Source organism: Streptomyces sp. NBC_00988, from assembly GCF_045162645.1.
GTDB lineage: Bacteria > Actinomycetota > Actinomycetes > Streptomycetales > Streptomycetaceae > Streptomyces.
This window is the reverse complement of sequence record NZ_CP108730.1, coordinates 9,829,078-9,851,891: the sequence shown is the minus strand read 5'-3', so window position 1 is coordinate 9,851,891 and position 22,814 is coordinate 9,829,078. Positions and strand designations below refer to the sequence as shown.

19 protein-coding genes are annotated in these 22,814 nt (G+C 70.2%); 6 read left to right on the top strand and 13 right to left on the bottom strand.

Features of this window, described 5'->3' with window-relative positions; translation table 11 throughout:
• Window positions 1-48: 48 nt before the first annotated feature.
• The 5 genes from OG496_RS44680 to OG496_RS44660 all read right to left on the bottom strand — a co-directional run bounded on the left by OG496_RS44680 (window position 49) and on the right by OG496_RS44660 (window position 4,478).
• The gene (locus OG496_RS44680) at window positions 49-633 is read right to left on the bottom strand and encodes a hypothetical protein (RefSeq protein WP_405974916.1); all 585 of its coding nucleotides are present in this window, start codon (window positions 631-633) and stop codon (window positions 49-51) included.
• A gap of 207 nt (window positions 634-840) precedes the next feature.
• Window positions 841-1,659, bottom strand: a complete 819-nt coding sequence (locus tag OG496_RS44675; RefSeq protein ID WP_405974915.1) for an RNA polymerase sigma factor SigF — start codon at window positions 1,657-1,659, stop codon at window positions 841-843.
• Window positions 1,660-1,780: 121 nt separating this feature from the next.
• Window positions 1,781-2,002, bottom strand: a complete 222-nt coding sequence (locus OG496_RS44670) for a DUF6158 family protein (protein WP_019062892.1) — start codon at window positions 2,000-2,002, stop codon at window positions 1,781-1,783.
• 84 nt (window positions 2,003-2,086) lie between these two features.
• On the bottom strand, window positions 2,087-3,706 hold the full coding sequence (locus OG496_RS44665; RefSeq protein WP_405974914.1) for an ABC-F family ATP-binding cassette domain-containing protein: 1,620 nt from the start codon (window positions 3,704-3,706) through the stop codon (window positions 2,087-2,089).
• 100 nt (window positions 3,707-3,806) lie between these two features.
• Window positions 3,807-4,478, bottom strand: a complete 672-nt coding sequence (locus OG496_RS44660) for a histidine phosphatase family protein (protein ID WP_405974913.1) — start codon at window positions 4,476-4,478, stop codon at window positions 3,807-3,809.
• A gap of 132 nt (window positions 4,479-4,610) precedes the next feature.
• Between OG496_RS44660 and OG496_RS44655 the strand changes: the two genes are divergently transcribed.
• From OG496_RS44655 to OG496_RS44640, 4 genes are all read left to right on the top strand, one after another.
• The gene (locus OG496_RS44655; protein ID WP_405974912.1) at window positions 4,611-6,128 is read left to right on the top strand and encodes a bifunctional phosphatase PAP2/diacylglycerol kinase family protein; all 1,518 of its coding nucleotides are present in this window, start codon (window positions 4,611-4,613) and stop codon (window positions 6,126-6,128) included.
• Window positions 6,129-6,209: 81 nt separating this feature from the next.
• Window positions 6,210-7,031 carry a class I SAM-dependent methyltransferase gene (locus OG496_RS44650; RefSeq protein WP_405974911.1) on the top strand — a complete coding sequence of 274 codons (822 nt, stop codon included), beginning with the start codon at window positions 6,210-6,212 and terminating at the stop codon, window positions 7,029-7,031.
• A 43-nt stretch (window positions 7,032-7,074) separates the two neighbouring features.
• Window positions 7,075-7,245 (top strand): hydrophobic protein, encoded by a 171-nt coding sequence (locus OG496_RS44645; protein ID WP_366493698.1) that lies wholly within the window; start codon window positions 7,075-7,077, stop codon window positions 7,243-7,245.
• Between the two features lie 172 nt (window positions 7,246-7,417).
• Window positions 7,418-7,765: a VOC family protein gene (locus OG496_RS44640; RefSeq protein WP_405865088.1), complete on the top strand. Its 348-nt coding sequence runs from the start codon at window positions 7,418-7,420 to the stop codon at window positions 7,763-7,765.
• A 34-nt stretch (window positions 7,766-7,799) separates the two neighbouring features.
• Here the strand turns inward: OG496_RS44640 and OG496_RS44635 are convergent, their stop codons facing one another.
• Window positions 7,800-9,761, bottom strand: coding sequence for a DUF5107 domain-containing protein (locus OG496_RS44635; protein ID WP_405974910.1), 1,962 nt, complete (start codon window positions 9,759-9,761; stop codon window positions 7,800-7,802).
• A 160-nt stretch (window positions 9,762-9,921) separates the two neighbouring features.
• On the opposite strand from OG496_RS44635, the gene OG496_RS44630 reads away from it, so the two are divergent.
• Window positions 9,922-10,269: a DUF6204 family protein gene (locus OG496_RS44630; protein ID WP_405974909.1), complete on the top strand. Its 348-nt coding sequence runs from the start codon at window positions 9,922-9,924 to the stop codon at window positions 10,267-10,269.
• Here OG496_RS44630 and OG496_RS44625 read toward each other — a convergent pair.
• From OG496_RS44625 to OG496_RS44595, 7 genes are all read right to left on the bottom strand, one after another.
• On the bottom strand, window positions 10,241-10,792 hold the full coding sequence (locus OG496_RS44625) for a GNAT family N-acetyltransferase (RefSeq protein ID WP_405974908.1): 552 nt from the start codon (window positions 10,790-10,792) through the stop codon (window positions 10,241-10,243). The two genes, OG496_RS44630 and OG496_RS44625, sit on opposite strands and share 29 nt — an antisense overlap.
• 20 nt (window positions 10,793-10,812) lie before the next feature.
• Window positions 10,813-11,055 (bottom strand): LapA family protein, encoded by a 243-nt coding sequence (locus tag OG496_RS44620; protein ID WP_266864038.1) that lies wholly within the window; start codon window positions 11,053-11,055, stop codon window positions 10,813-10,815.
• A gap of 59 nt (window positions 11,056-11,114) precedes the next feature.
• Complete coding sequence (locus OG496_RS44615; protein WP_405974907.1) at window positions 11,115-12,908, bottom strand: CocE/NonD family hydrolase; 1,794 nt, start codon at window positions 12,906-12,908, stop codon at window positions 11,115-11,117.
• 160 nt (window positions 12,909-13,068) lie between these two features.
• Window positions 13,069-14,001: an LD-carboxypeptidase gene (locus OG496_RS44610; RefSeq protein WP_405974906.1), complete on the bottom strand. Its 933-nt coding sequence runs from the start codon at window positions 13,999-14,001 to the stop codon at window positions 13,069-13,071.
• Window positions 13,998-15,950: a prolyl oligopeptidase family serine peptidase gene (locus tag OG496_RS44605; RefSeq protein ID WP_405974905.1), complete on the bottom strand. Its 1,953-nt coding sequence runs from the start codon at window positions 15,948-15,950 to the stop codon at window positions 13,998-14,000. Before OG496_RS44605 ends, OG496_RS44610 begins: the two co-directional genes overlap by 4 nt.
• A gap of 15 nt (window positions 15,951-15,965) precedes the next feature.
• On the bottom strand, window positions 15,966-17,276 hold the full coding sequence (locus OG496_RS44600) for a M20/M25/M40 family metallo-hydrolase (RefSeq protein ID WP_405974904.1): 1,311 nt from the start codon (window positions 17,274-17,276) through the stop codon (window positions 15,966-15,968).
• Window positions 17,269-18,102 (bottom strand): M55 family metallopeptidase, encoded by an 834-nt coding sequence (locus OG496_RS44595; RefSeq protein ID WP_366493707.1) that lies wholly within the window; start codon window positions 18,100-18,102, stop codon window positions 17,269-17,271. Before OG496_RS44595 ends, OG496_RS44600 begins: the two co-directional genes overlap by 8 nt.
• A gap of 370 nt (window positions 18,103-18,472) precedes the next feature.
• On the opposite strand from OG496_RS44595, the gene OG496_RS44590 reads away from it, so the two are divergent.
• Window positions 18,473-22,756 carry a discoidin domain-containing protein gene (locus OG496_RS44590; RefSeq protein ID WP_405974903.1) on the top strand — a complete coding sequence of 1,428 codons (4,284 nt, stop codon included), beginning with the start codon at window positions 18,473-18,475 and terminating at the stop codon, window positions 22,754-22,756.
• Window positions 22,757-22,814 lie beyond the last annotated feature (58 nt).

Here is a 22,814-nt window from a genome sequence, read left to right as displayed (position 1 = left end):
CTCCGCGCAGTCCCTCGTGCAGTGCCGTGCCGTGTCCCGCTCGCGCGCTCAGTGCCCCGGCGTCCGCCTGCGCAGCCGGTACACGGCACCACCGAAGGCGCCCGCGATCAGTACACCACCGGCGACCAGGGCCGGAACGGAGTCGGTGAAGGTACCGCCCTCGCCCGCCCGCACCCCACGCTGGATCGCGGCGGGCACATCACCACAGGCATCCCCCCGGGGCTCCTGACACGGCGGCTGCCCACCCCCGCGCTCGATGCTGAAGGTCGCGCTCCAGGGCCGCCCCTGTCCGCCGGGCGGCGCGGGACAGGTCCCGTCGACGGTCCACGCGGCGTCCCGCTCGACCCCGTCCGTGGAGATCCGCGCGGTCCCCCGGTAAGCGGCTCCGGCAGCCCGGTCGTCGTTGCCGGGCACGCGCTGCAGCTGGACGGTCCCGTCGTCGAACCCCTGGGACGTGGCGTCGATGGTGTCGGCCACGGTCTCCCCCATGGCCTCGCAGGTGACGGAAACGGTGACACTCCCACCCGCCCGCACACTGCTCGGACTGACCTCGGCGCCCGGATCAGCGGCCAGAGCGGGCCCGGCGGCGCCGACAAGGGCGACGACGGACAGAGCAAGGGCGGTGCGACGCATGAGCGGGTCTCCTTAGACCGAGGACGACGGCAACACCATCGAAGCCCGGTCAGGAGAGCGCCGCGCGCGGCCGGCCCCCATTGGCGGTAAGGAGAGAGCCGAGCGAGTGAACACAGCCCGGCCGAAGCTTTCAGGGGCACGGAGCTGTTTCGATGTGCGGCTCCGCCGCGTCAGCGCGACCAGCCACGACGAGCCGGCACCCTACGTCTAAGCCGCACCCTCCAGAACCTGCTCCCGGATCCGCCGGCAACACCGGCTGATCAACCGGGACACATGCATCTGCGAAATCCCGAACCGCTCGGCGATCCGGCTCTGCGTCATGTCCCCGAAGAACCGCAGGTACAGGATCTCCCGGTCCCGCTCGGGCAACGCGGCAAGCCCCGGCTTCACAGCCTCCCGGTCCACCACGACGTCCAACGCCGGGTCGGCGGAGCCGAGTACGTCACCCAACGCCCACCCGTCCCCACCGCCGGGGGCAACCGCGTCCAACGACAACGCGCTGAAACTGTCCAGCGCCTCAAGCCCCACCCGCACCTCCTCCTCGGAGAGACACGCGTGGACGGCGATCTCCGCCACGGTGGGCCGCCGCCCCGGCACGGTCTGGGCCAGCTCCTGCCCGGCGACCCGCACCCGGTTCCGCAGGTCCTGCACCCGCCGAGGCACATGCAACGTCCACATGTGGTCCCGGAAGTGCCGTTTGATCTCGCCGGTGATCGTCGGCACGGCATAGCTCTCGAACGCGTTGCCCCGCTCGGGGTCGTACCGGTCGACGGCCTTCACCAGCCCGAGGGCGGCGACCTGGCGTAAGTCCTCGGTGCTCTCACCCCGGTTGCGGAACCGTCCCGCGAGCCGGTCGGCCATGGGCAGCCAGGCCTCGACGATGTGTTCGCGGACGGTGTCGTGCCGCGGGCCGGGAGGCAGCGCGGCCAGCGTGCGGAACGCCTCGGCGGTGTCGGGGGCGTCATGGTGGGAATGGCGTTGCGTGCGTGTGCTCGTGCGGGCAGGCAGATTGGTCCGAGTAGGCATGGTGCGTCACAACTCCCTTGAGCATGCTCCGGGTTGGACGGTCACCGTCGGTGGGAACGCGTTTGCGATCCAGCGCTGAACGTTCACCTGCCCCCGACCTCAAGGCACAAACACCCACCGCTCAGTCCCGCTCGCGTGCCCCCTGCCGGGTGCGGCCGGGGGCCACGAGGCGACGCGGATGGCGGCGCAGATACTCGCCCTCCAGTCCGGCCATACGGTCGTTGTGGGCGCGCAGCGCGTCGTTCGAGCCGTACAGCAGGGTGTCGTGGCGCGTGCGGTGGATGGTCTCCAGCTCCTTCATGAGCTGAGCATCGTCCAGGCGCGCAGGGTCGACTCCGGTCATGGTGTGCCCCGCTCGTCGAGTCTCACGGTCCTGGGTCCACTCTACGAACATTCCGGCATTCCGGCCCCGCAACCGCACAAACGGCTACCTCGCGCGCTCCACCCGCCGCTCGTCCCACACCGGCTCGGTCGTCTCCCGGACCTTGCCGTCACTGCCGAAGACCAGATACCGGTCGAAGGACCGGGCGAACCACCGGTCGTGCGTGACGGAGAGCACCGTCCCGTCGAACGCCTCCAGACCTTCCTGCAGAGCTTCGGCGGACTCCAGGTCGAGGTTGTCGGTCGGCTCGTCGAGGAGAAGAGCCGTCACGCCCTGGAGTTCCAGCAGCAGGATCTGGAAACGCGCCTGCTGCCCGCCGGACAGCCGGTCGAAGCTCTGCTCGGCCTGGCCGGTGAGCTCGTAGCGCCGCAGCCGGGACATTGCGGGCCCCTTGGCCTGCGCGTGTTCCTTCCACAGGATGTCGAGGAGGGTGCGGCCCTGGAGTTCGGGGTGGGCGTGGGTCTGCGCGAAGTGCCCAGGAACGACACGCGCGCCGAGCTTCCACTCCCCCGTGTGCTTCACCTCCTCGCCGGCGAGAAGCCGCAGGAAGTGCGACTTGCCCGAGCCGTTGGAGCCGAGGACGGCGACGCGTTCGCCGTAGAAGACCTCAAGGTCGAAGGGCTTCATCAGCCCCGTCAGTTCAAGTCCCTTGCAGGTGACAGCCCTTACGCCCGTGCGCCCGCCCTTGATGCGCATGGTGATGTCCTGCTCGCGCGGGGGCTCCGGGGGCGGTCCCGCCTCCTCGAACTTGCGCAGGCGGGTCTGGGCGGCGGCGTAGCGGGACGCCAACTCATGGCTGATGGAGGCCGCCTGACGGAGGTTCAGGACGAGTTTCTTCAGCTGGGCGTGCTTCTCGTCCCAGCGGCGGCGCAACTCCTCGAAGCGGGCGAAGCGTTCGCGCCGGGCCTCGTGGTAGGTGGCGAAACCCGCGCCGTGCACCCAGGCGTCGGCGCCGGTGGGCGAGGGCTCCACGGAGACGATCTTCTCGGCGGCGCGGGCGAGGAGTTCACGGTCGTGGGAGACGAAGAGAACCGTCTTCCGGGTCTCCTTGAGCCGCTCCTCAAGCCAGCGCTTTCCGGGCACGTCAAGGTAGTTGTCGGGCTCGTCGAGCAGCAGCACCTCTTCGCTGCCGCGCAGCAGCGCCTCCAGCACGAGCCGCTTCTGCTCACCGCCGGAGAGCGTGCTGACCTGCCGGAACTGCGCCTTGTCGTACGGCACTCCGAGCGCGGCCATCGTGCACATGTCCCACAGGGTCTCGAACTCGTAGCCGTGCACCTCAGCCCAGTCGGACAGGGCCTGCGCGTAGGCGAGTTGGGCCGTCTCGTCGTCGACGGTCATGATGCCGTGCTCGGCCTTGTCGACCTCGGCGGCGACCTCGCGGATGCGCGGCGGTGCGACCGACACGAGCAGGTCCCGTACGGTCGTCTCGTCGCGTACGGAGCCCACGAACTGGCGCATCACGCCCAGGCCGCCGCTCACGGTGACGGTGCCGCCGTGCGGTTTCAGCTCGCCGGAGATCAGCCGCAGCAGGGTCGTCTTGCCGGCGCCGTTGGGCCCGACCAGCGCGACCACGGCGCCTTCGCCGACCCGGAAGGACACATCGCCGAGCAGCGGCCTCCCGTCGGGGAGGTAGTACTCAAGGTGTGCGGCTTCCAGATGTCCCATGACCACGCATTCTGTGGGGCGGCCTCACGGCCGGGCAAACCCTTATTGTGCCCGTCAGGGCCTCGCCATGACCTGGCCCGGAGCTTCGCCGGGACACGGCCTAGGGCTTCTGGTCCTCGTCGAGCGGCTGTCCGGCCGGACCGCCGTCGGTGTCCGGTCCGGGCGTCTCGACCAGGGCGCCTTCCCAGGACAGGGCCTTCCAGCCGTCGGCCGGGGAGCCGTCCAGGATCACGATGCCGGTGTTGTCGAGGGGGCGGGCGGCGGCGAAGGCCACGTCGATGTTGTCGGCGCGGGCGGACGTCCACATCCGGATCGCGGCGCCGTGGCTGATCATGGCGACGGTGCGGGCGCCGCTGTCGGCGGCCTCCGCGATCACGTCGTCGTAGCGGGCGAGGGCCTCGGTGCCGCTCTCACCGCCCGGCATCCGCAGCTCCGTGTCACCGGCGGCCCACGCGAACACGATCCGCATGTACTCGTGGCCGGGTTCCGTGTCGCCGGGCAGCATCTCCAGGTCGCCGGCGGTGAGCTCCCGGATGCCGTCGCGGACGCGTACGTCGAGGCCGCGGGCGGCGGCCAGCGGGGCCGCGGTGTGCTGGGTGCGGATCAGGGTGGAGGCGTAGAGGGCCTCGATGTCCTCGTCGGCGAGGGCTTCGGGGAGGGCTGCGGCCTGGCGGCGGCCCAGGTCGGTCAGGTCCGCGCCGGGTATGGCCGTGTCGAGGCGGAAGTCCACGTTGGCCGTGGTCTGGCCGTGGCGGATGAGGATCAGGCGCATGCGGGGGTCCTCCGATGAAACGGTCCGCCGACGGTCGGAACGAAGCGGTCCGCTGACGGTGGAAGGCGGTGGAATCGGTCCGCCGACGGTCCGCCGGGCAGCAAACGGCCATTTCAGGGTACCCGGCACCGCATGAGCCCTGACGTCGACCTCACGGTCCCCCTCCCCGGCCGCCATGCCCTGCGCGCGTGGCTGCTCTCCCTGGACGGCCGTCTCTTCGAGGTGGCCGCCGAACGGAACTGGCCCGCTGGTGAGCCCGTGCTGCCGCGGCTGAGCCGGAGCGCCAATCACGGCGTGCTGTGGTTCGCGACGGCCGCCGCGGTGGCCGCGAGCCGTACTCCGCGCGCCCGCCGGGCCGCCGCCCGGGGCATCGCCTCCCTGTCCCTGGCCTCCTTCGCGATCAACACGATCGGCAAGCGGACCGTGCGCCGCCCCCGGCCCGTCCTGGACCCCGTTCCGCCGGGCCGGCAGCTGAAGCGGCAGCCGATCACCACCTCGTTCCCGTCCGGTCACGCGGCGTCGGCGGTGGCCTTCGCGACCGGCGTGGCCCTGGAGTCCCCGGCCTGGGGTGCGGTGGTGGCGCCGATCGCGTTCTCGGTCGCCATGTCCCGCGTCTACACCGGTGTCCACTTCCCGAGCGACGTGCTGGCGGGCGCCGCGCTGGGCGCGTGCGCGGCGTTCGCGGTGCGCGGCATGGTGCCGACCCGCGGGCAGATCGTGCCGCCGGCCCGCACCCGCGCCGAGGTCCCGGCGCTGGAGGACGGCGAGTGCCTGGTCATGGTGGTCAACTCGGCCTCGGGCAGCGCGGACCGGGCGGACGCGCTGACGGACTTCCTGCCAGGCGCGGAGGTCATTGCCTGCCAACCCGCGGGCATACAGGCCGAGTTGGAGAAGGCGGCGGCCCGCGCCCGGGTCCTCGGGGTGTGCGGCGGCGACGGCACGGTGAACGCGGCGGCCGCGGTCGCCCTGCGCCACGGCCTGCCCCTCGCGGTCCTCCCGGGCGGCACCCTCAACCACTTCGCCTACGACCTCGGCGTGGAGGGCCCGCGCGACCTGAGCAAGGCGATCAAGCAGGGTGACGCCGTACGTGTGGACGTGGGCCGGTTCACGTCCGGCGTCACCCGGGGCATCTTCCTCAACACCCTGAGCCTGGGCGTCTATCCGGAGCTGGTGCGGGAGCGGGAGCACTGGGCGCCACGGATCGGCGGCTGGCCCGCAGGTGTGCTCGCGGCGCTGCGGGTGCTGCGCGCGGACCGGCATCCGCTGGAGGCCGAAGTCGGCGGCCGCACCCGCCCGTTGTGGCTGCTGTTCGCGGGCAACGGCACCTATCACCGCATGGGGGTCGCGTCCGGCCGCCGCGTCGACCTGGCGGACGGGCGTCTCGACATCCGGATCGTGCACGGCGGCCGCAGGCCCGCGCTGCGCCTGCTCGCGGCGGCGCTCGCGGGCCCGTTCACCCGCTCCCCCGCCCACGCGGCGGTCCAGGTGCACCGTCTGCGCCTGAGCGGCCTGGCCCCCGGCACGCTGCTCGCGTACGACGGTGAAGTCACGGACGTGGAGGGCGAGTTGACGCTGGAGGAGCAACCCGAGGCGCTGACCGTGTACCGGCCGCTGACGGAGTCCCTGATCACCCGTCAGTCCACATCGTAAAACGTGGGTCTCATTATTCGGCATGCGCGCGTACCTTCATGGATACGACGAAGAAGCCGCCGCGAAGGGGTAGGTAGAGCCATGCCGAAGCCGCAGGAGACCGCCGTCTACACGCACGGGCACCACGAGTCCGTGCTGCGTTCGCACACCCAGCGGACCGCCGCCAACTCCGCGGCCTACCTGCTCGGTTCACTCAAGCCGCACATGAGGATCCTGGACATCGGCTGCGGTCCGGGCACCATCACCGCGGACCTGGCGGCGCTGGTCCCGGACGGCCATGTCACCGGTGTCGACCGCGAGCCGGGCATCCTGGAGCAGGCGAGGGCCACCGCCGCCCAACGCGGCCTGGACAACGTCGACTTCGCGGTCGCCGACGTCCACGCGCTGGACTATCCGGACGACACGTTCTGCGTGGTCCACGCCCATCAGGTGCTCCAGCACGTGGGCGACCCGGTGCAGGCGCTGCGGGAGATGATCCGGGTGACCAAGCCCGGCGGCTTCATCGCGGCCCGCGACGGGGACTACGCGGTGATGACCTGGTACCCCCTGGTACCGGGCCTGGACGACTGGCTGGACCTGTACCGGCGGGTGGCCCGCGCCAACGGCGGCGAACCGGATGCCGGACGCCGTCTCAAGTCGTGGGCACTGCGGGCGGGGCTGACGGACGTCACGGCCACATCCAGCACCTGGACGTTCCACACTCCGGACGAGCGGGCCTGGTGGAGCGGCCTGTGGGCGGACCGTACCGTCGCGTCCTCGTACGCCGGGGTCGCCACCGAGGGTGGCCACGCGACCACCGAGGAGCTGGCCGCCGTAGCGGAGGCGTGGCGGGAGTGGGGGGAGCAGGAGGACGGCTGGTTCGCCGTGCTGCACGGGGAGATCCTGGCCCGCAAGGACGTCTGATCCGCGCGATCGGGGGCACTCGGCGGTCAGGAGGTAACACACTATGGTTCCGATCCTGATCGTCCTACTGCTGGCGCTGGTCCTGTTCGGTGCGGGATTCGCTGTGAAGATCCTCTGGTGGGTGGCGCTGATCGTGCTCGCCGTATGGCTGCTCGGCTTCCTGGCGCGCGGCACCTCGGCGGGCGGCGGCAGGGGACGCTGGTACCGCTGGTAGCGGGCCGTCCGCAGAACCACACAGACGTCGAGCCCGCGTCACGCCGAGGAATCGGGGTGACGCGGGCTCCTGGCGCTCAGCGCACGATCGCCGTCTCCACCAGCAGCCGGCCGTCGAGAAAGGCGTCCAGGACCGCCCCCCTGAGCAGGCCGCCCCAACTAGGCTCGTCCGTATGGAGATTCTGGGAGCCACGCTGCGTATCTGCGTCGACGACCTGGAGACCGCCGTCCCCTTCTATGAACGGCTCGCGGGTGGCACCGCGCTCCGCTTCGAGCGGGGTGGGGTGTCGGTGGCCGCGGTCGGCTGTTTCCTGCTGATGAGTGGGCCTCCGGCGGAGCTGGAGGTGTTGCGCAAGATCGCCGCCACCATCGCCGTCAAGGACGTCGACGAGACCCACGCGATCCTGACCGGGCTGGGCGCCCACATCGTCGCGGGCCCCATCGCGTCACCGGCGGGCCGCAACCTCATCGCGATGCATCCGGACGGGACGGTCTACGAGTACGTGGACCGGCGGGCCTGATCCGCGCCCGCCGGTCCACGTTCCGTCCGTCGTCTCAGGGCGTGTCCGGCCGCATCCTGAAGTCGTAGCGCGTCGGCAGTGGTTCGTCGGTGAGCCGGGACCAGAGCCGGCCGATCGACTCGGCGCCCTCGCGCAGATCGGCGACCTCGAACCCCTCGTCGAAGACGGCCCACGCGTCGTCGCGCCGCCCTTCCGCGAGCAGCAACTCGGCCTGGAGCAACAGGAATCGGCCGCGTTCCCGGGTCATGGGATGCAGCATCTCCCACACGGCCCGGGCATCGGCGGTCCGCCGCACCCGCAGCAGGGCCTCGACGGCCTCACGCCCGAGCGCGGCCGTCGCGGCGGTCCACCGCTCCCCCGCGTCCCGCCGCTCATGACACAGGTCCGCGAAGGCCTCGTTGTACCGGTCCGCGGCCCGCTCATGGTTCCCCGCCTCCTGATCCGCTACGGCCAGACAGCGCAGCAACGGCCAGAGGGACGGGGCGAGTTCGAGGGCCCGTTCCCAACTGCGCACCGCCTGCGCCCGATCACCGGCGTGCCACTGCGCGACACCGAGGTGGTACTCGGTGAGCGGGGTCGCGGGCGCGGTCTCCAGCATGTCCCGCCAGTGCGAGGCGACCAGCGTCTCGCCGGGCGGCCGGACCCGGCGCGGCTCGGGCAGAACACCGCTCCGCAGCAGCTCCGCCCAGGGCGCCTGCGCCTCGCCGAGCGTGGACTCCTCGAACGGCGTGCCCGGCAACTTCCAGTCCGTGCGCAGGACTTCGAGCGCGCCCCATCCGGAGCCGGTGGCGAGGATCTCGCCGGGTTCAGTGTCGGCATACGGCTTCCAGGCGGCGTAGGCGTCGTCGAACTCGGCGCGGGGCAGGGCGGTTTCGAGCCGCGCCTCGACGCCGTCCACGACGGTGGACCACTCCCCGTCGGCCTGCGCGTCGAGCGGTCCGTACGCCTCCAGCCAGGACACCTCGCTCTCCGGGTCCAGCCGTACATGCTCCAACTGCGTACGGGCCAGGCCCGCTTGGATCTCGCAGTAGCCACCGGTGCCCGGCTCGGTGAGCCACTCCTGCCAGCGCCGGCCACCACTGCCGGCGCCCCACACGAACAGCTTGCGCCCCCGCAGCACGTCGGTGGACGTCTGCACCAGCCCGTGCCCGTCGGCGTCGAGCGCGGCGATCCAGCGGCGCCGCCCGTCCGGCATCTCGTAGAAGTAGTCGGCGGCGTAAGGGCTGTTGAGGGGATACGTCCGGTCCACGTCGTCGTACGTCGGCACGGGCACCCGGCGCAGCCGCCGCTCGTACCCGAAGTGCCAGGCCTCCTCTGCCGGTGCGAGGACCCGGCGTTCTTCCGGTACGGCGATGTTGGACCACCAGTAGGTGGGCGCGGGCCACTCGTGCGGGTTGCGGATGCGGACGCCGACGTAGAGGAAGTCGGAGCCGTCGGGGAGCCAGAGGTCGACCTGGAAGGGGAGGTCGCGGAGGCGTTCCCACTCCCACAGGCGGAGCATCTCGCCGCCGTCGGGGGCGGGGACGCGGGCGGCGTGGAGGGCTGCGCAGGAGAGGGTGGTGTGGCCGGTGGCGCCGATGTTCCACTCGATGCCGCCGGAGAACCAGGCGCCGTTGAGGGCGAAGTTGGCGGGCTGCAACACCGGGTTGCGGTACAGGAGTTCACGGTCGGTGGGCTTGTGGACGAGGGAGGCGATGCGGCCGCCGAGGGCGGGGAGCACGGTGGCGCGGAGCCGGTCGTTCTCGATCACGAGGGCGTCGATGCGGCGGGGTGTGCGGTCTCTGTCGTAGCCGTCCCGGACGCGGGTCGGCAGCAGGCTGCGGAGGGGTTCGTAGCCGACCTGGCGGGCCATGTCGCGCGGGAGGTCCTCGCGGTCCCGGTCGTCTATGCGGTGTGCCTCGTCGAGCGGACGCAGTGGGGGCAGTGGGTTGTCGGGGCCCAACTCCACGGCGGGCAGCGTCAGTACCTCACGTCGGATCGTCGTCACGATCACCATGGAACCCGGCAACGGGTGCGGTGGCCAGGGGCATTGCCAGTCAGGATTCCGCAAAGACGGGGGCCCGCGGGGGGGCGGGCGGAAAAATCCGCGTGCGGTTGCCACTCCCCGACATACAGTCGGGCCGTTCGACGACATGGACCGAGGAGTGGAACGGCTGATGGGCGAGCAGCACACGTACCGGGTGATCGTCCGGGGCACTTGGGACGCGCTGACGGACGAGGCGCGGGAGCGGCTGCTGGCCGAGGCGGCGGAGCACGGGATGCTGAGCATGCGGTTCACCGAGGAGGGCTCGCTCAGTTACGAACCGGCACCGCTCAAGCACTTCTCGTGGCGGTATGTGGTGGTGTCGGACGCGGCCGACGGTGCCGAGATGGCGGCCGCGCTCGCGGAGGACCGCGCCGAGACCGCGCTGAAGGGCCTCGGCTACGGCTTCCGTGACCTGAAGTCGACGGTCACGGACCTCGACACGATGAAGGTCAACCGGAAGTCCGCATCTCGGCGGTGATCGCCCAGCGCTCGTGGTCCCGCCACGCGCCGTCGATGTAGATCATGTCCGGCGAGAAGCCTTCGAGCCGGAAACCGCAGCTGCGGGCCAGCGCGATCGAGGGCAGGTTGGTGGGCTGCACGTTGATTTCGAGCCGGTGCAGCCGCATCGGCCCGAAGGCGTGTCCCACCACGAGGTTCATCCCCTCGCGCATCAACCCGCGCCCGGCCGCGTGCGCGAAGGCGCCGTAGCCGAGCGCTCCGCACTGGAAGCCGCCCTCGACGATGTTGTTGATGTTGATGAACCCGGCGATGTCCCCGCCGTCCACCTCGCACACGAGGAACCCGGCCTTGGACGGATCCTGGATCAGCCGCCGCGCGTAGGCGGTGTACGCCTCCCCGCTGGCCGGCGGGAACAGCCACGGCTGATGCAGGTCCTTGCTCTCCCGGGCACGCGTGGTGAATTCGGCAGCGTCCTCGTACGTGAAGTGACGGATGCCCACGCGCGGGCTCTCGGCGAGATAACGGGATGCGGTGTGCGGCATCCCGTCACCTTAGTTCCGGGTCAGCGGCGCCGTCGCATGAAATACCACCCGCACAGGGCGCCGATGATCGCCGTACCCAGCAGGGCCATCCACAGAGGCATGGTGACCTCGGGGATCAGCAGGCGGATCTTCGTGGCGCGGGTGTTCTCGAAGATGAAGATCAGGGCCAGGACGGCGAGCAGCAGAACCGTGATCCGGGCGGGCGTCAGCACGCGTTCCCGCTGGCCGGTCCTGCCGCCGCTCTCGGTGGTCTTCGGGCTCATGTCTCCAGGGTGAGCCCGAATCCACCATTACGCACGGTGAAGGAGTGCCCCCGGGTGACTCACTGCCCGACGACGGGCAGCTCCAGCACCCCGGTGTCGTCCGGCGAGCTGACCACGGTGACCGGCTTGATCCCCCGGTTCCCGGTGTACGCGTCGTCGCTCGCCGCGATCACGAACTGGAGCCGGTGCCCCTTCGCGTACCGGTGCACGATCCCCGGCAGGCTGACCGTGAAGCTCTTCGTGACGTCCGGCACGCGGACAGGGGCGACCAACCTGTGGACAAGTGTCTTGCTGCCGTCGGGGGCGAGATCGTAGAGCTTGGCGAAGAGGACCAGGTTGTCGGCGGCGTCGGCGGAGTTCTGGGTGCGCTGCGCCTTCGGCGAGACGACCTTCAGCGTGGCCTTCGGGGCGCCGACGACGTCCGTGGTGCGGGTCAGGGGTTCGCTGGTCCACCCCAGGTACGTGCCCGCCGTGTCGTACGGCGCCGGGTCCGGCAGACCGATCGTCCCGCTCAGCGAGCTCTCCGAATGGCTGGTGGGGACAAGCCAGTTGGTGTAATCGCGGCTGCCGCGCGCCACCTTCGCCCGGTTGTCCACGAGCTTGCCGTCGCCGGAGAGGTAGAACTTCTCGTCGAGGGCGGGGAGTTGGCCAGCCGTGGCGTAGGTGTCGGCCGGGTCCGTGATCCAGTCGCGGTAGTACGCGAAGGCCGGTCCCGTGTTCGTGCTCTTCCGCTGGAGCAGGTACCGGTCGAACCAGGCCAGGATGCGCCTGCCGACATAGCTCGCCTCCAAGTCGCCCTGGCTCAGGTCGAGTTCACCGGCGGCGGGGTCGGTCATCCCGCCGCTGTGCCCCCACGACTGCCAGATCATCTTGGCGGTCGTCCCCTGCGCCTTCAGCGTCTTGTACGTCGCCGTCGCCTCGTTGAGGTTGAAGAGGGTGTCGGCCTGTCCCTGGACGAGGAGCGTCGGTGCCTTCACCCGGTTCAGATACGACGTGGGCGAGACGCTGTGCGCGTACGCGAGCAGGTCGGCCGTCGCCCTGGCCGGATAGCTTCCGGAGTTCAGGGTGCGGATTATGGCGCAGGCCCGGGTGACGAAGTGCAGGCAGCTGAGGGAGTTGATCCGGGTCGGGTCGAGGCTCGGGACGGTCAGGGGCTGGGTCTCGCCGGTGAGGTAGAAGCCGTTGGTCCACTGCCATTTGAAGGCGCCTGGAACGGTCCGACTCCCTTGGCCCACCGCGTTGTTGGGGTCGAGGGAGTACGCCAGGTCGTTCCAGGTGATCAGGGGGACGAGCGCGTCGACCCGGTGGTCCACGGCCGCCGTCGCCAGCTGGATGGCGCCGCCGTACGATCCGCCGATCATCCCGACGCGCGGGTCGCCCTTCGCGTCGAGGGTCACGAAGTCGGCCCTGGTCCCGTCGTCGGCGGCCCGTGTGCCGGCCAGGAAGTCGATCAGCCCGGACGCGGCCCTCCCGTCGATGTCGGGGTCGTCGAGCGAGACGAGACACCCGGACCTGCCGAAGCCGAGCCCGGAGTAGACCAGTCCGACATAGCCGCGCTGTGCGAAGGCCTTGCCGATGGCGTCGGTCGAGCCGTCCGACTTGCTGCCGCCGAAGCCGTTGGTCGCCAGTACGGCGGGCGCCGGGTGGGCGCGGTCGACACCCGCGGGCCGGTACAGATCGGCGTCGACCGTGCAGTCGTGGCCGCCCGCGGGGACGGTGAACTTCAGTGCGGTGACGGTGTATTGGCCGGCGGCCGCCGCGGGTCGGCCCAGGACAAGAGGTGCGGTGAGGGTGAGCGGGGCGGTGAGAGTGAGAGCCAGCGCGGCGCGGATTCCAGGCACACGACGGGACACAGAGACCTCCACACTGAGGACAACCCGGCTGAGGGAACAGCGACTTACCGACCGGTAGGTACCGGTCCACGCCCATGGTGTGACACGTGTCAGGCCAGGTCAATCACCGTGAAGGGTGTTTCTTGACAGGAATTCAACAAGCGATCCGGCGCAAGGGCGGCTAGCGCAGCGCGGGCTCGTCCAGCGTCAACGTGCCCGCGTCCGCGTCCAGTTCGGCGCTCACACCGAGCGGTATCGTCAGCGCCCCGTCGCCGTGCCCGAACCCGAACTCCTCGACGACGGGTACGCCCAGCCCGCCCAACCGGTCCGCGAGCACGGGGCGCAGTTTCTCGTACGGTCCGCAGCCGGCCCACGAGCCGAGCGCGATCCCTGCGACGCCGTCCAGCCAGCCGCTGCGCAGGAGTTGGGTCAGCATCCGGTCGATGCGGTACGCCAGTTCGCCGACGTCCTCGATCATCAGCAGCCCGCCGCGCGCACCGGCGGGCGCGTGCGGGGTGCCGAGGTCGGAGGTGAGCAGGCTCAGACAGCCGCCGAGGGTGACACCCCGGGCCCGCCCCGGGACCAGTGCGCCACCACCGGCCGGGACGGCGTGGATGGTCCGTACGGACTCCGGGTCGAAGAGGGTCGCCCTCAACTGCTCCTGTGTGCGGGCGTTCTTGATGAAGTCGGCGCCGGCCGCGGCGGGCCCGTACAGGGTGACGAGGCCCAGCCGGGCGGCGAACGCCTGGTGCAGCACGGTGGGGTCGCTGAAGCCGACGAACACCTTCGGCCCGGCGGCGCGCATCGCCTCCCAGTCGAGGAGATCGACGATGCGTTGCACGCCGTAGCCGCCGCGGGCGCACAGCACGGCGGCCACGGACGGGTCGCACCAGGCGTTCTGCAGATCGGCCGCGCGGTCGGTGTCCGCGCCCGCCAGATAACCCAACTCGCCGTGCCGGTCCCGGACATGGGGTGCCACGACCGGGTCGAGGTCCCAGCCGCGCAGGATGTCGAGGCCCGCCTCCAGCCGTTCCTCGGACACCGGTCCGCTGGGTGCGACGACGGCCACGCGGGCGCCGGGGGCGAGTCGGAACGGGCGGACGAGCGGGGTCACTTGGCGAACTCCAGGGTAGGGACGCCGGGAGGGTCGATGCCGAAGACCTGCGCGTACAGGGAGAGTTCGGCCTCCAGGGCGCGGATCATGGTGTCGGCGCGGCGGAAGCCGTGGCCCTCGCCCTCGAACGCGAGGTAGGCGTGCGGTACTTGGCGTCCGCGCATCCGCTCCAGGAAGCGTTCGCACTGGACGGGCGGGCAGATCACGTCGGCGAGGCCCTGCAGCAGCAGGAAGGGCGCTGTGACGCGGTCCGCGTGCTCGACGGGCGAGCGTTCGGCGTAGCGGGCGGGTACCTCGGCGAGCGGGCCGACCAGGGTCTCCAGGTACCGGGACTCGAAGTCGTGGGTCTCCCCCGAGGCCCAGTTGGCCAGGTCGAGGACCGGATAGATGATGGTGCCGCAGGCGTAGACGTCGGTCGTCACGAGGGACGCGGCGCTGGTCCAGCCGCCCGCGCTGCCGCCTCGGACGGCGAGCCGGGCGCGGTCGGCGGTGCCCTCGTCGGCGAGGGCCAGGGCGACGGCCGCGCAGTCCTCGACGTCGACGACACCCCACTGCTCGCGCAGCCGGTTGCGGTACTCCCTGCCGTGCCCGGTCGAACCGCCGTAGTTGACCTCGGCGACACCGATGCCGCGCGAGGTGAAGTAGGCGATCTCCAGGTCGAGGACGAGCGGTGCCCGGCTGGTGGGTCCGCCGTGCGCCCAGATGACGTACGGCGGCAGTTGGTCGCCCGGCGCGGCCCAACTCGGGCTGTGCGGCGGGTAGATGTGGGCGTGGATCTCGCGTCCGGCGGGGCCGGTGAAGGTGCGGATCTGCGGTTCGGGGTAGTGGGCGGGGTCCACGGGGTCGTCGTGGGCGGCACCGATCACCCGCGCTCTGCCGGTGCGGGTGTCGAGTTCGACGACCTCGTAGGCGCTGCGCGGGCTGGCCCCGACGCCGACGATCCGCTCGCCGTTCACCGCGAGGGTGGAGGCGAACTCGGTCCAGGGTCCGGCCGCGTCGACGACCTCGCCGGTCTCCGGGTCCAACACGCCGAGCAGGGTGGCGCCCCGGCCGTGCACGACGGCGATCGGCCCGCTCTCCAGGGGGGCGAACCAGCGCTGGCCGAGCTTCCACAGCGGCCCGCCGAACTCCTCCTCGCGGGCGCACAGCGGCCGGTGGTCACGGTAGAGGTTCCACCAGCCGGTGCGGTCGCTGGCGTAGAGCAGGGATCCGTCGAAGCCCCAGTCGACCTGCGCGATCGACTCCTCGGGACCGCCGGCGACGGTCCGCGGCTCCCCGAACGTGCCGTCGTCCGCGACCTCGGCGAGCAGCAGCTCCGTGCCGTCCCACGGCATCCGGGGGTGGTCCCAGGCGAGCCAGGCCGCCCGCCGCCCGTCGGGCGAGACGCGCGGCCCGGACACGAACCGGTGCCGGTCGTCGGTGAGTTCGCGTACGGCGTCCCGGTCCTCGGCGGCGGATCCGTCCAGCGGTACGGCCGCGAGCACGCGCCGCACGTCACCGGGGGCCTCGCCGGTGAACTCCTCCAGCACGCACCACACTTCCCCCAGATCCAGGCGCAACTGCGGTTCCACCCAGCGCAGTCCGCCGCCCACCTGCGACACGGGGGTGAGCGGGCTCGGCTCGCTCCCGGGGTCGTAGCGATAGAGGCGCTGGTCGGTGAAGTTCACGAAGACCACGAGGGGTTGACCGTCCTGGACCGTTCCAGCCCAGGGCAGGCCGCCGTACTCGATGACCCTGCTGCGGACGTTCCACGGGGCGGGCAGCACCGACTCCTCGGAACCGTCCACGTGACGGCGGACCAGGGTGCGGCGGCCGCCCTCGGTGGGCCGGGGTTCGGTCCACCAGGCCTCGTCGCCGACGAAACCGACGTACTCGGGGTGTCCGTCGTGCGCGGCGGCGAGGGCCGCGTCGATGGGCGAGGGCCACGAGCCGTACGCCGACGTCCGCATGTTCTCCCCCACTTGCTAGGCCGTCCTCAGGAAGCGGTCCAGGACACGGACGCCGAAGTGCAGTGCCTCGACAGGGACCCGTTCGTCGACTCCGTGGAACAGCGCCTGGTAGTCGAAGCCCTCGGGGAGCTTCAGCGGTGCGAAGCCGTAGCCGGTGATGCCGAGGCGCGAGAACTGTTTGGCGTCCGTGCCGCCCGACATGCAGTACGGGACCACGTGTCCCTCGGGGGCGAACTCCTCGACGGCTGCCCGCATCTGAGCGTATGTCAGGGAGTCGACCGGTGCCTGGAGGGCCACTTCGCGATGGTGGAACTCCCAGTCGACGTCCGGTCCGGTGAGCCGGTCCAAGGTGGTGCGGAACTCGTCCTCGCAGCCCGGGAGATAGCGTCCGTCGACGTAGGCCACGGCCTCGCCCGGGATCACGTTGACCTTGTAACCGGCGTTCAGCATGGTCGGGTTGGCGCTGTTGCGGACGGTGGGCTCGACGAGCTTCGCCGCCGGGCCGAGCTTGGTGAGAAGTCCGTCGACGTCGTCGAGGTCGGCGTCGATGCCGTACAGGGCGCCGAGTTCGGTGAGGGCCGCGCGGACGGTCGGGGTGAGCCGTAGCGGCCACTCATGCTCGCCGATGCGGGTGATCGCGGCGGCGAGGCGCGTGACGGCGTTCTCGTGGTTGACCTTGGAGCCGTGGCCCGCGCGGCCGTGCGCGGTCAACTTCAGCCAGCCGGTGCCGCGTTCGCCGGCGGCGATGGGGTAGATCTCCCGGCCGGTGCCATCGTGGAAGGTGAACGCGCCTGATTCGCTGATGCCTTCGGTGCAGCCCTCGAAGAGCCCGGGGTGCTGGTCGGCGAGGAATCCGGAGCCGTCCTCGGCGCTCGCCTCCTCGTCGGCGGTGAACGCGATGACGAGGTCACGTCGCGGCCGTACGCCCAGCCTGGCCCAGGCGCGGACGACGGCGAGGATCATCGCGTCCATGTTCTTCATGTCGACCGCGCCGCGCCCCCAGACGACGCCGTCGCGGATCTCCCCGGAGAAGGGGTGCACGCTCCACTCGTCCGCCTGCGCGGGCACGACGTCCAGGTGACCGTGGACGAGCAGGGCGTCCGCCGAGGGGTCGGTGCCCTCGATGCGGGCGACGACGTTGGTGCGGCCCTTGGAGCGTTCCAAGAGGGTGGGTTCGAGCCCCGCACCGGCCAGTTGCCCGGCCGCGTACTCGGCCGCGGGTCTCTCCTGGCAGTCGCCGCCGCCCCGGTTGGTCGTGTCGATGCGGATCAGGTCCGAGGTGAACGTCACGACCTCGTCCAGGGCCCGCTCGTCGATGTCAGCCATACTGCTCCTCCACCGCGGCCGAGACGATCGTAGTGACCGCCTTGAAGGTCCGGATGCCCTCGTACATGGTGTCGTGGGTGTACGCCACCTTCCGCTCCCCGACCCGTGCGACTCCGGGGACCACGGTGGCGGCCATCGCGAGGTGTTCGGCGTCGAATTCGAGGGCGACGGTGAACGGGCCGCCCCGCACCGGTTCCTGACGGACCGCCAGTTTCGCCGCCTCCTTCGCCGCCTCGCGGATGTCGGCGGCCGTCCTGGCCGGCGTGCGGCACACGGCCGCGTACCGCGACACGTGGTCCTTGACGGCCACCTTCAGCGCCTCGGGCGCGTACCCGAGGGCGTCCTCGCAGGCCACGTCGTCACCCGTGACCAGGACGACCGGTACCCCGTACTCGGCGACGACATGCGCGTTGAGGAGTCCCTCGCTCGCGCGGACGTCGTTCAGCCACACGCCGGTGATCGAGTTCGCGAGGTAGGTGTGGGCGAGGACGCCCTCCATGCCGGCGCCCGCGTGATAGCCGACGAAGGCGATGCCGTCGACGTCGCCGTGCTGCACGCCCTCCACCATGGAGAGGGACTTGTGGCGTCCGGTGAGCATCTCGGTCCGCTCGTCGAGCCGTTCGAGCAGCAGGTTGCGCATCGTCCAGTGGGCCTCGTTGACGAGCACCTCGTCGGCGCCGCCGTCGTAGAAACCGAGGACGGCCGCGTTCACGTCCGAGGTGAACATCGAACGGCACCGCTCCCACTGCGGTGTCCCCGGCAACACGTCGGCCGGCCAGGTGACGCCGGTCGCACCCTCCATGTCGGCGCTGATGAGGATCTTCATGGGGCCTCACGTTACGCGTCGACGAGGAATCCGCCAGGAAGAAGCGGCGCGGAATTCAACGACATTGGATCGCGCAAGAGTTTGCGCGACTTGCGTTCACTTTCGTCCAGTAGACGCAAGCGCACGCAAGCCAACTCCCGTATAACTCCAGGGCGATGAGTGCTTCTGGTGAATATTGCGCTGTTCCAGCTGTAGACCCGCTCACCTCGCTCTGTAATATTTCGATGAAACAACGCAAAAAGCCGCCTCTCAGGGGCAGCACGTACCTCGTCACCTCGCACCTTTCTGCTCCTGCACCACTCCCTCCGCCAGGAACGAGCCGCCCTCGCCGCCCCCACCGGCGCGCGAGCCTCCGCAGGAAGTGACCCGTATGACTCGACCGACCCGACACAAGCAGAGATCCCCCAGACGGCGCGCAGCCGTCGCCGTGCTCGCCTCCGCCGTGATGGTGCTGGGCCTGCCCGCCGTCGGCGCGCACGCGGCCGGAGGTCCCAACGTCGCCGCGGACGCGAAGACCACCGCGGGCAGCACCCGCGGCGCGCACAAGGCCACCAACATCACCGACGGCGACACCGACACCTACTGGCAGGCCGGGAAGAAGTCGGCCCAGTGGGTGCAGACCGACCTCGGAAAGAGCGAGCGCGTCCGGCAGGTCGTGCTGCGGCTGCCCGAGGGCTGGCAGACCCGCAAGCAGACGCTGGCGCTCCAGGGCAGCGACGACGGCACGAGCTTCGCGACACTCAAGTCGTCGGGGCAGTACGTCTTCAGCCCGGGTGACGACAACACCGTGAAGATCTCGGTGCCTTCGACCCTCGCCCGGTACGTGCGGGCCGACTTCAGCGCCAACTCGGTCGCGGGTACGGCCCAGTTGGCCGAGATGCAGGTCCTCACGGCCACCGCCGAGACCGCCAACCTCGCCCAGGGCAAGCCCTTCAGCGAGAGCGGGCACACCGATGTCTACCCCGCGGCCAACGCCGGTGACGGCAACCGGGACACCTACTGGGAGAGCACGAACAACGCGTTCCCGCAGTGGCTCCAGGTCGACCTCGGCTCGTCGGTCAAGGTCAACCAGGTGACGTTGCGGCTGCCGAGCAGCTGGCCGAGCCGTAACCAGACGCTCAAGATCCAGGGTTCGACCGACAACCAGAACTTCACCGACCTGACGGCCTCGAAGGCGTACACCTTCGACAGCTCCACCGACCAGTCGACGACCATCTCCTTCGACGCGACGACCACGCGGTACGTCCGGGTGCTGATCACGGCGAACACCGGCTGGCCCGCCGGGCAGGTGTCCGAGCTGGAGGTCTACGGACCGGCGACCGGTGACACTCAGGCGCCCACCGCGCCGACGAACCTGAGCTACACCGAACCGGCCACCGGGCAGATCGAGTTGAACTGGGCCGCGGCCACCGACGACACGGCCGTGACCGGCTACGACATCTACGCCAACGGGCAGTTGAGGTCGAGCGTCGCCGGGAACGTCCTGACGTACACGGACACCCAGCCGGCCGGCAGCGACATCACGTACTTCGTGCGGGCCAAGGACGCGGCGGGCAACGTCTCCGCCAACAGCAACAGCGTCACCCGCAAGGGCTCGACCGGCGACACCCAGGCACCCACCGCGCCGGGCAACCTCGCCTACACGCAGTCGGGCAGCGACGTGAAGCTGACCTGGCAGGCGTCGAGCGACAACGTCCAGGTCACCGGTTACGACATCTACGCGAACGACCAGGTGGTCAAGTCCGTTGCAGGGGACGTGACTTCGTACACCGACACCCCGTCGGCGACGGCCACGGTCACCTACTACGTGAAGGCCAAGGACGCCGCCGGGAACGTGTCGGTGGCGAGCAACAGCGTCACCCGAGCCGGTAACGGTGCGGGCTCCGACCTCGCGCAGGGCAAGCCCATCGAGGCCTCCTCGTACACCTTCACCTATGTCGCCGCGAACGCCAACGACGGTCAGATAGCCACCTATTGGGAGAGCGGCGGCGGTGCCTACCCGGCCACCCTCACCACCAAGCTGGGCGCCAACGCCGACCTCAGTCAGGTCGTCGTGAAGCTGAACCCCGACCCCGCATGGTCCACGCGCACGCAGAACATCCAGGTGCTCGGACGCGACCAGGACGCAACCGCGTTCACGAGTCTCGTCGCAGCGAAGGACTACGTCTTCAACCCGTCGAGCGGCAACACGGTGACCATCCCGGTCTCCGGTGCCGCCGCCGACATCCAGCTCAAGTTCGCCTCCAACACCGGTGCCCCGGGCGGGCAGGTCGCCGAGTTCCAGGTGATCGGCACCCCGGCCGCCAACCCCGACCTCAAGGTCACCGGCATCACCCACACGCCCGCGGCCCCGGTCGAGTCGGACGCCATCAGCCTGACGGCGACGGTCACCAACAGCGGCAGCAAGGCGTCCAAGGCCACCGACCTGAACTTCACGCTCGGCGGCACGAAGGCGGCCACGGCGGACGTCCCGGTGCTCGCGGCGGGCGCGTCGACGACGGTCACGGCGAGCATCGGCACGCGGGACGCGGGGAGTTACCCGCTCGGCGCCGAGGTGGACCCGTCCAACAAGGTCATCGAGCAGAACGAGGGCAACAACGTCTACACCGCTCCCGACGCCCTCGTCGTCAAGCCGGTCTCCAGCTCCGACCTGGTCGCCGCGCCGGTCGCATGGACCCCGTCGAGCGCCTCGGCGGGCGACAACGTCACGTTCACCGTGGCGATCAAGAACCAGGGGACGGTCGACTCGGCCGCCGGCTCCCACGGCGTCACGCTGACGCTCCTGGACGCCAATGGCGCCACCGTGAAGACACTCACCGGCTCCTACAGCGGCACCATCGCCGCCGGCCAGACGACCGCACCCGTCAGCCTCGGCTCCTGGACGGCCGTCAACGGCAAGTTCACCGTCAAGACGGTCATCGCCGACGACACGAACGAACTCCCGGTCAAGCGGACCAACAACACCACCACACAACCCCTGTTCGTCGGCCGCGGCGCCGACATGCCCTACGACATGTACGAGGCCGAGGACGGCACAGTGGGCGGCGGCGCCCAGGTCGTCGGACCGAACCGCACCATCGGCGACATCGCCGGGGAGGCGAGCGGCCGCAAGGCGGTGACCCTCAACTCGACCGGCCAGTACGTCGAATGGACCACCCGCGCGTCGACCAACACCCTGGTGACCCGCTTCTCCATCCCCGACGGCACCGACACCACGCTCGACGTCTACGTCGACGGCCAGTTCCTCAAGGCCATCGACCTCACCTCCAAGTACGCCTGGCTGTACGGCGCCGAGACCGCGCCCGGCAACTCGCCGAGTGCCGGTGCCCAGCGCCACATCTACGACGAGGCGAATCTCCTGCTGGGCAGGACAGTTCCGGCCGGTTCCAAGATCCGACTCCAGAAGGACGCGGCCAACACGTCGCCCACGTACGCCATCGACTTCATCAACACCGAGCAGGCGACGGCGACTCCGAACCCGGACCCGGCCGCCTACGTGGTCCCGGCCGGCTTCGCGCAGCAGGACGTGCAGAACGCGCTCGACACGGTCCGTATGGACACCACGGGCAAGCTCGTCGGCGTCTATCTGCCCGCCGGTGACTACGAGACCTCCAGCAAGCTGCAGGTCTACGGCAAGGCGGTCAAGGTCGTAGGAGCCGGGTCGTGGTTCACCCGCTTCCACGCCCCCGCCTCGCAGGAGAACACCGACGTCGGCATCCGGGCCGAGGCCACCGCGAACGGTTCGTCGTTCACCGGCTTCGCCTACTTCGGGAACTACACGTCCCGAATCGACGGTCCCGGCAAGGTATTCGACTTCTCCAACGTCTCCAACATCACCATCGACGACATCTGGGTCGAGCACATGGTGTGCATGTACTGGGGCGCCAACACCGACAGCATGACCATCAAGAACTCCCGCATCCGTGACACGTTCGCCGACGGCATCAACATGACGAACGGCTCCACGGACAACCACGTCGTCAACAACGACGCCCGGGCCACGGGCGACGACAGCTTCGCGCTCTTCTCGGCGATCGACGCGGGCGGTTCCGACGAGAAGAACAACCTCTACGAGAACCTGACGTCGACGCTCACCTGGCGTGCGGCCGGTATCGCGGTCTACGGCGGCTTCGACAACACCTTCCGCAACATCAGGGTCGCCGACACCTTGGTCTACTCCGGCATCACGATCTCCTCGCTGGACTTCGGCTACCCGATGAACGGCTTCGGGACCGATCCGACGACGATCGAGAACGTCTCCCTGGACAGAACGGGCGGCCACTTCTGGGGCTCCCAGGTCTTCCCGGCCATCTGGGCGTTCTCGGCCTCGAAGGTCTTCCAGGGCATCCGGGTCAACGACGTGGACATCGACAACTCCACCTACGGCGGAGTGATGTTCCAGACCAACTACGTAGGCGGACAAGCCCAGTTCCCGGTGAAGGACACGATCTTCACCGACATCTCCATCACCAACTCCAAGAAGAGCGGAGACGCGTTCGACGCCAAGTCCGGGTGGGGCATCTGGGCCAACGAGCTGCCCGAACCCGGTCAGGGACCCGCCGTGGGTTCGGCGACCTTCGTCAACCTGCGGATGAGCGGCAACGCGCAGGACATCCGCAACACCACGTCCACCTTCACGATCAACGTGCAGTAACTCCCGCCAGGAGAAGCTGAAGCGGGGCCGCCCTTCCTGACGAGGGCGGCCCCGTTTC

Excerpts from the sequence above, each read along its gene's own strand:
- OG496_RS44680 (WP_405974916.1), bottom strand. The coding sequence starts at position 633 with ATGCGTCGCACCGCCCTTGCTCTGTCCGTCGTCGCCCTTGTCGGCGCC.
- OG496_RS44650 (WP_405974911.1), top strand. The coding sequence starts at position 6,210 with ATGCCGAAGCCGCAGGAGACCGCCGTCTACACGCACGGGCACCACGAG.
- OG496_RS44640 (WP_405865088.1), top strand. The coding sequence starts at position 7,418 with ATGGAGATTCTGGGAGCCACGCTGCGTATCTGCGTCGACGACCTGGAG.
- OG496_RS44600 (WP_405974904.1), bottom strand. The coding sequence starts at position 17,276 with ATGGCTGACATCGACGAGCGGGCCCTGGACGAGGTCGTGACGTTCACC.
- OG496_RS44655 (WP_405974912.1), top strand. The coding sequence starts at position 4,611 with ATGAGCCCTGACGTCGACCTCACGGTCCCCCTCCCCGGCCGCCATGCC.
- OG496_RS44660 (WP_405974913.1), bottom strand. The coding sequence starts at position 4,478 with ATGCGCCTGATCCTCATCCGCCACGGCCAGACCACGGCCAACGTGGAC.
- OG496_RS44635 (WP_405974910.1), bottom strand. The coding sequence starts at position 9,761 with ATGGTGATCGTGACGACGATCCGACGTGAGGTACTGACGCTGCCCGCC.
- OG496_RS44665 (WP_405974914.1), bottom strand. The coding sequence starts at position 3,706 with ATGGGACATCTGGAAGCCGCACACCTTGAGTACTACCTCCCCGACGGG.
- OG496_RS44630 (WP_405974909.1), top strand. The coding sequence starts at position 9,922 with ATGGGCGAGCAGCACACGTACCGGGTGATCGTCCGGGGCACTTGGGAC.
- OG496_RS44670 (WP_019062892.1), bottom strand. The coding sequence starts at position 2,002 with ATGACCGGAGTCGACCCTGCGCGCCTGGACGATGCTCAGCTCATGAAG.
- OG496_RS44605 (WP_405974905.1), bottom strand. The coding sequence starts at position 15,950 with ATGCGGACGTCGGCGTACGGCTCGTGGCCCTCGCCCATCGACGCGGCC.
- OG496_RS44675 (WP_405974915.1), bottom strand. The coding sequence starts at position 1,659 with ATGCCTACTCGGACCAATCTGCCTGCCCGCACGAGCACACGCACGCAA.
- OG496_RS44645 (WP_366493698.1), top strand. The coding sequence starts at position 7,075 with ATGGTTCCGATCCTGATCGTCCTACTGCTGGCGCTGGTCCTGTTCGGT.
- OG496_RS44595 (WP_366493707.1), bottom strand. The coding sequence starts at position 18,102 with ATGAAGATCCTCATCAGCGCCGACATGGAGGGTGCGACCGGCGTCACC.
- OG496_RS44625 (WP_405974908.1), bottom strand. The coding sequence starts at position 10,792 with ATGCCGCACACCGCATCCCGTTATCTCGCCGAGAGCCCGCGCGTGGGC.
- OG496_RS44590 (WP_405974903.1), top strand. The coding sequence starts at position 18,473 with ATGACTCGACCGACCCGACACAAGCAGAGATCCCCCAGACGGCGCGCA.
- OG496_RS44620 (WP_266864038.1), bottom strand. The coding sequence starts at position 11,055 with ATGAGCCCGAAGACCACCGAGAGCGGCGGCAGGACCGGCCAGCGGGAA.